At 68.4% G+C, this 6,737-nt stretch carries 6 protein-coding genes; 4 read left to right on the forward strand and 2 right to left on the reverse strand.

Features of this window, described 5'->3' with window-relative positions; genetic code table 11:
- Window positions 1-842: hypothetical protein (locus I71_RS12425; RefSeq protein WP_042695170.1), on the reverse strand; the 842-nt coding region annotated here is incomplete at its 3' end.
- Between the two features lie 223 nt (window positions 843-1,065).
- Here I71_RS12425 and I71_RS12430 point away from each other — a divergent pair.
- Window positions 1,066-3,090 (forward strand): AsmA family protein, encoded by a 2,025-nt coding sequence (locus tag I71_RS12430; protein WP_042695171.1) that lies wholly within the window; start codon window positions 1,066-1,068, stop codon window positions 3,088-3,090.
- Window positions 3,091-3,153: 63 nt separating this feature from the next.
- Window positions 3,154-4,929: an SLC13 family permease gene (locus I71_RS12435; RefSeq protein WP_042695172.1), complete on the forward strand. Its 1,776-nt coding sequence runs from the start codon at window positions 3,154-3,156 to the stop codon at window positions 4,927-4,929.
- A gap of 16 nt (window positions 4,930-4,945) precedes the next feature.
- Here I71_RS12435 and I71_RS12440 read toward each other — a convergent pair whose 3' ends face one another.
- Window positions 4,946-5,602 (reverse strand): response regulator transcription factor, encoded by a 657-nt coding sequence (locus tag I71_RS12440; protein WP_042695173.1) that lies wholly within the window; start codon window positions 5,600-5,602, stop codon window positions 4,946-4,948.
- 317 nt (window positions 5,603-5,919) lie between these two features.
- Between I71_RS12440 and I71_RS12445 the strand changes: the two genes are divergently transcribed.
- Together I71_RS12445 and I71_RS12450 are read left to right on the forward strand one after the other, a co-directional pair.
- Window positions 5,920-6,306, forward strand: a complete 387-nt coding sequence (locus I71_RS12445; protein WP_042695174.1) for a response regulator transcription factor — start codon at window positions 5,920-5,922, stop codon at window positions 6,304-6,306.
- Window positions 6,307-6,422: 116 nt separating this feature from the next.
- On the forward strand, window positions 6,423-6,737 hold a 315-nt coding region (locus tag I71_RS12450; RefSeq protein ID WP_042695175.1), incomplete at its 3' end, for a hypothetical protein.

Below are 6,737 nucleotides of genomic sequence, written 5' to 3' on the forward strand. Positions count from 1 at the left end.
GTCAGCACCGGAAGCCGGCTGGACGCCTTGCGGATCAGCGGCCGCTTGGCCTCCCACTGGCGCAGCAGCGTCTCGAACGACGCCATCGCCTGATCGAGCTGGCCGATGACGTTGCGGGCATGGTTGACCGTGTGTTCCGCCACCTCGGCGCAGAAGCCGCCGATGGGCGCCGCTTCCGACACATTGTCGGTCGCCCAGTCGTTCATGCTGTCGCGGAAGCCCTGCAGGTCGCGCATCAGCCGCCGCAGCCGGGCCGGCTTGGGCGAGGTCGCCAACCCGATGGCCTCCATCATCACCGCCAGCTCGGCGATGCGGCCGTATAGCTCCTTCGGCTCCAGCGCCAGCCGCTGCGCCGCCTTCATCATCAGGTCGCGCGTCAGCGTCTGCCCCTCGGTGGAGGTCAGGCCGACCTTCAGGATCTCCGTCGATTCCAGGCCGACCGCCTTCAGCGCCTCGACGATCAGCTGATAGTTGATCAGCAGCCGCTGGTCGTCGTCGTCGCTCAGCGCCGCTTCGGCCGCGGCCACCGCACCGCCGCCCGCCAGCCCGCAGCGCGCCGCCTCCAGCACCGCCTTGCGGATGTCGTCGGGCGAGCAGCCGTCGGCCTTGGCGATCAGGTCGTGCAGCATCCGGTCATGGACCGTCATCGGAAAGGCCAGCGGCAGCGACTTCCACGGAACCACATAGACGCCGCGCCCTTCCGACAGGTTGGGCACCAGCACCTCCAACTGGTCGCGGCTGTCCTTGCGCACGCGGGTCTGGGCCAGGACCGGCGTTGTGAACGCCACGGCGGCTCCGCGTTCCTCGAAGGTGGAGGGGGCGAAATTGGTCAGGGAACGCATGGTGTCCTGCGGCCGTGGCTGCGGGGGGAGTGTCGGGGGCGGGTCTCCGTCGATTACGGCGCCGCGATACTGAATTTTGCGTTAAATCCAATATAAGCGGCAATGGGAATATAACCTTCGGATGGGCTCCAGCTCTCTGGCGGTACTCCCCGCCCCGTTCCCCCGCTGTTCGGCTCCCTCGCCCGTTGTCTGGGGAGAGGCTGGGACGCGGAGGGCAGGGGAGATGAAAGCGGGTGCGGGATCGGTGTTGAAATGGATCGGCTACGGCCTGCTCGGCCTCGTCGGTCTGGTCGTTGTCGGGATCGGCGCGGTGGTGCTGCTGTTCGACTGGAACGATGCCCGCGGCTTTGTTGCCCGCCGCGCGTCCGCCGCGCTGAACCGCGAGGTCGCCATCGACGGCGATCTGCGCGTCCACATCGGCAACCCGATCCGCATCCATCTGGAAGGGCTGCGCATCGCCAACGCCGGGTGGGCGCAGGACGGGACGATGGCGGAGATCAAGGTGCTGGACGCCACGTTGCGCCCATGGCCGCTGCTGCGCGGCGACTGGGAGCTGCCGGAGCTGAAGGTCGAGGGGCCGAAGCTGATCCTGGAGAAGAACGACAAGGGCGAACCCAATTGGAATTTCGGCCCGCCCAATGCGGAAAAGGCGGTGGCGAAGGCGGCCGCGACTCCCGACAACCGCAGCGACCTCCCGGTGATCGGGCGGCTGCTGATCGTCGATGGCCGGCTGCGCTTCCGCGACCCCACCAGCGACATCGACATCGACAACAGCATCAACACCGCGACCGGCGGCAACGACAACGGCATGGTGCAGCTGAACGGCAAGGGCAACTTCACCGGCAAGCCCTTCACCCTGGCGATGGAGGGCGGGTCGCTGCTGACCCTGCGCGACGATTCCAAGCCCTATCCGTTGAAAATCGACGCGGCCATCGGCAAGACCAAGGGCCACATCGAAGGCTCGGTGGGGGAGCCGGTGAAGATGGAGGGCGTCGACCTGTCGGTTGCGCTCAGCGGCGACGACATGGCGGAGATCTTCCCCATCGTCGGCATCCCGGCACCGAAGACGCGGCCTTACTCCATCTCCGGCCATCTCGGGCGCGAGGGCGCCGTCTGGACCTTCCGCGATCTGAAGGGCAAGGTCGGCGAGAGCGACCTGTCCGGCGACCTGCGGGTGGACACTGGCGGCGACCGGCCGATGGTGACGGCCGAACTGACCTCCAACCGGCTGGCGGCGCAGGACCTTGCGGGCCTCGTTGGCGCCTCTCCCCGTGGCACCGGCGATTATCCGACGCGCGGCAACGGCCGGGTCATTCCGGACACGCCGATCGCGGTCGAGACGCTGCGCAACACGGACATGGACGTCCGCCTGCGCGGCAAGCGGGTGGAAGCGCCCTTCGCCCCGCTCGACGACCTCGACATGCGGGTGCGGCTGACCGCCGGGGATCTGCATTTCGATCCGATGTCGTTGGGAATCGGCGGTGGCCGGATCGCCGGCATGGTGCAGGTGGACGGCAGCCGCAAGGTGCCGGCGATGCGCACCAACCTCGACATCCGTTCCCTGAAGCTGTCCACCTTCTTTGCCGAGACCTCCCTGGCCGGGCAGGTCGGCGGCACGGTGGCCGGGCGCATCCAGCTCACCGGTACCGGCAAGACGGTGGCCGACCTGCTGGCGACCTCCGACGGCAAGGTCGGCGTCGCGGTGGACGGCGGCCGGGTCACCAGCCTCGCGGTCAAGGGGCTGAAGACCAACATCCTGGAGACGCTCGGCGTGGTCATTTCCGGCTCGAAGCCGATGCCCTTCAACTGCCTGGTCGGCAACATGTCGGTGCAGAACGGCATCGCCCAGGTCGAGGCGCTGGTGCTCGACACGCCCGAGACGCTGGTTACCGGCAAAGGCCGCATCAGCTTGCGCAACGAGGCGCTCGACCTGCGCATCGTCGGCGATTCGAAGTCGCCGCAGGTCTTCGCCACCCATGTTCCGGTGTTGGTCGGCGGGACGCTGGGCAACCCGGACATCGGCGTCGATCCCACCGAGTCGGCGGCACGCGGTGCGGCGGCGGTGGCGCTGGGTGTGCTGCTGACGCCGCTGGCCGGCGTGCTGCCCTTCCTTGACCCGGGCAGCGATGAGCAGCCACAGTGTGGGCGGCTGGTGCGGGATGCCCGCTCCCCGGACAAGGGAGCGCCGGCGTCCGGCAGGTCGGGCAATGGCAGCGGGGACGGGAGGGCGTCGGGATCGGCGCGCTGACCGGACGCCGCACCTGTCCGGTACGGCCACCCGAATCGGCAAGGAAGGACGCTGCCTCTCCCAATGACCATCGACCAGATGCTATCGTTTGGGATCATCGGCGCGGTGATCGCGCTGCTGATCTGGGACCGGCTGCGCTACGACCTCGTCGGGATGATCGCCCTGCTTGCCTCGGTTGCCGCCGGGATCGTCCCGGCCAAGGAGGCGTTCCAGGGCTTCTCCGACGACATCGTCGTCATCGTCGGCTCGGCCCTGGTGGTCAGCGCCGCCGTCGGCCGTTCGGGCGTGGTGGAGGCGGCGATGCGCCCGCTGACCGCGCGGATGACCGGCGTGTGGACCCAGGTGGCGGTGCTGGCCGGGGCGGTGACAATGCTGTCCGCCATCGTCAAGAACATCGGGGCGCTCGCCATCTTCATGCCCATCGCGCTCCAGGTGGCGCGGCGGAGCGGCACGCCGGTGTCGATGCTGCTGATGCCGATGGCCTTCGGCTCGCTGCTGGGTGGGCTGATGACCCTGGTCGGCACCTCGCCCAACATCATCGTTTCGCGCGTGCGGGCGGAGATGACGGGCCAGCCCTTCCACATGTTCGATTTCACCCCGGTCGGGCTGGTGATCGCGCTGTGCGGCGTCGCCTTCCTGTCGGTGGGCTATCGGCTGCTGCCGAAGGGCAGGGCGGCCGGAGCGGGACCGGCCTTCAACATCGACGACTATACCGCGGAGGTGCGGTTGCCCGCCGGATCGCAGTTCGTCGGCCGCACCGTCGCGGAGCTGGAATCCTACTGCGAGAGCGAGGTGACCGTCGCCGCCATCGTGCGCGAGAATTACCGCCGCTATGTCCCGTCGGCCCAGTGGGTCCTGTTCGCCGACGACATCCTGGTGCTGGAGGGCGACACCACGGCGCTGGCCGAACTGGCCAAGCGTGCCGGTCTGCGCATGCTGCACGACAAGGACCAGGAGGGGGGCGAGCACGGAGACGATGTCGCCGTGGTCGAGGCCGTGGTGGAGCAGCGTTCCGCCATGATCGGCCGCAGCATCGAGGAGGTGAACCTGCGCGAGCGCTTCGGCGCCAATCTGGTGGCGCTCAGCCGGCGCGGCCGACCGATCCGCCAGCGGCTGCGCCGGGTCCGCCTGCAATCGGGCGATCTGGTGGTGCTGCAATGTCGGCAGGCCGCGATGGCCGACACGCTGGCCGAATTGGGCTGCCTGCCGCTGGCCGAGCGCAACATCGCCATCGGCCGCACGCCCAAGCGCGCGGTGGCGGTGGCGGTGCTGGGGCTGACGGTCACGCTGGTCGCCACCGGCCTGGTGCCGGTCGCCATCGCCTTCTTCGGGGCGGCGGTGGCGATGACCGCGCTGAAGGTGGTCAGCCTGCGCGACGCCTATGAGGCCGTCGAATGGCCGATCCTGGTCCTTCTCGGCTCGCTGATTCCGGTCAGCGAGACCCTGCGCACCACCGGCGGCACCGAGCTGATCGCCGGCCTGCTGTCGCAGGCGGCGCAGGGGCTGCCGCCGGTCGGGGCGCTGGCGATGATCATGGTGGCGGCGATGGCGGTGACGCCCTTCCTGAACAATGCCGCGACGGTGCTGGTGATGGCGCCCATCGGCGCCAGCCTCGCCACCCATCTCGGGCTGCGGCCCGACGCCTTCCTGATGGCGGTGGCGATCGGGGCGGGCTGCGATTTCCTCACCCCCATCGGGCATCAGTGCAACACGCTGGTGATGGGGCCGGGCGGCTACCGTTTCGGCGATTACTGGCGGCTCGGCCTGCCGCTGTCGATCATGGTGGTGGTGGTCGGCACGGCGGCCATCGCGCTGTTCTGGCCGCTGGTGCCGCTCTGACCTCCGGCCCAGGGCGTCAACCGTTGTTGACGCCGAGCGCCTCGGCCAGCCGCACGAGGTCGGCGAAGGCCCGGACCTCCAGCTTCTTCATCAGGCTGGAGCGATGGAGCTTCACGGTGATTTCGCTGATTCCAAGCTCGGCCGCCACCTGCTTGTTGAGGAGGCCGCGGGTCACCCCCGCCATCACTTCCTTCTCGCGCGGGGTCAGGGCCTCATAGCGGGTGCGGCTGTCGGCCAGTGCCTTATCCTGGCTGCGCCGATCGCCATCCCGGCTCAGCGCCGCTTCGACCGCGTCCAGCATCTCCTGATCGCGGAAGGGCTTGGTCATGAAGTCGAAGGCTCCCGCCTTCATCGCCTTGACCGACATCGGGATGTCGCCATGGCCGGTGATGAAGATGATCGGCACCCGCAGGCCGCGGGCGTTCAACTGGGCCTGGAATTCAAGGCCGCTCATCCGCGGCATGCGGATGTCCATGACGATGCAGCAGGTCGCGTCGGGGAATTGGGCGTCCATCACATCGCGGGCGGAGGCGAACAGGCGGGTTTCCAGCCCGACCGAGCGGAACAGGCTGTCGAGCGACGACCGCAGCAACGGATCGTCGTCGGCGATCAGAACGATCCTGCGATCCGGCGGGCTCTGCTCTGCCGGCCAGCCGGCCGTGGCGGAGGGCATGGTCTAAGGTCACTCGCTGTTGAGGCGGCAGGTTGTTGACGCCCGGATGCCTGGATGCGGAATGGCTGACGAAGGGCGCGTGCCATGATGAACGAAGCCTTCGCGCCCGGCACCTGACCTTTGGTATGGGGTTCCCCCCACTCAAGGTTTGCGTCGAATCCATGACCGTATAGTTCTTTCGGCCGGCAAGGTCGCCCATATTCCGAAGCAGCACTTCCGTCCCTCAGCAAGGCCGTCGCCATGAGCCCACCGGGCCGCCCCTTCCGCTCCGCAATGGCCGCAGCCCTCCCGGCTGGGGACGCCGGCCGCTAGCCGCCATGCTGCGCCCCACCGTCAGCGCGACCATCGCGATTGTCGACGACGACCCCATCGTCCGCAACAGCCTGGGCAGCCTGATCCGCTCCTTCGGCTATCGCACCTCGCTGTTCGCCTGCGCCGAGGATTTCCTGGACGCTCCGGCAGAGGGTGTCGGCTGTCTGATCTCGGACGTCACCATGCCGGGGATGAGCGGGATCGACCTCCAGGCGGCCGTGAAGGCCAGGAGGCCGGAGATGCCGGTCCTTCTGCTGACCGCATTTCCGGATCCGCGGTTGCGCGAGCGGGCGATGGCGTCGGGCGCCCACAAGTTTCTGGAAAAGCCCGTCGATCCCGACGACCTGCTTGCCATCCTGCAGCGGGTTCTCAAGGACAGCGCGCAGGCCTGACGCAAGGCGTCTATTTCCTCCGACCTATCTCATAGATCGTCTGGCTGTTATGCGGGGACCCGGCAACTGATGTATCACCGGCTATTGTCCCGTGTTTCGTCAGCCAGCAAGGTCCCATGGTCTCCGGCATCGATCCTCTCCGGGACAGGGAAGGCCCGGCTCCCCTCCAGCCCGCGGCGCCCGATGCGGTGTGGCTGGATGCCGCCCGGCCCGAACTGCTGTCCAGCGACGGGAGCCGTAGCCTGCTCCGGCTGACCGGTCCCGACGGGACGAGTTGGCTGGCGGCACGAACCGGCTGGTCCAACGATGCCGCCGGCCGGCAGATGGACCATGAGCTGAGCCTGAAATCCCTGTTGGTCGAGGATTGGGCGCTGGTTCCGGCCGACTTGCGGCTGAACCCCGACGGGGCGCTGCTGGCTTATCCCGACGAT

It is taken from the genome of Azospirillum sp. B506 (genome assembly GCF_000333595.1).
Taxonomy (GTDB): Bacteria; Pseudomonadota; Alphaproteobacteria; order Azospirillales; family Azospirillaceae; genus Azospirillum.

What these genes read in the sequence shown, in the direction of transcription:
- I71_RS12430 (WP_042695171.1), top strand. Translation starts at nt 1,066, where the DNA reads ATGAAAGCGGGTGCGGGATCGGTGTTGAAATGGATCGGCTACGGCCTG.
- I71_RS12435 (WP_042695172.1), top strand. Translation starts at nt 3,154, where the DNA reads ATGACCATCGACCAGATGCTATCGTTTGGGATCATCGGCGCGGTGATC.
- I71_RS12440 (WP_042695173.1), bottom strand. Translation starts at nt 5,602, where the DNA reads ATGCCCTCCGCCACGGCCGGCTGGCCGGCAGAGCAGAGCCCGCCGGAT.
- I71_RS12445 (WP_042695174.1), top strand. Translation starts at nt 5,920, where the DNA reads ATGCTGCGCCCCACCGTCAGCGCGACCATCGCGATTGTCGACGACGAC.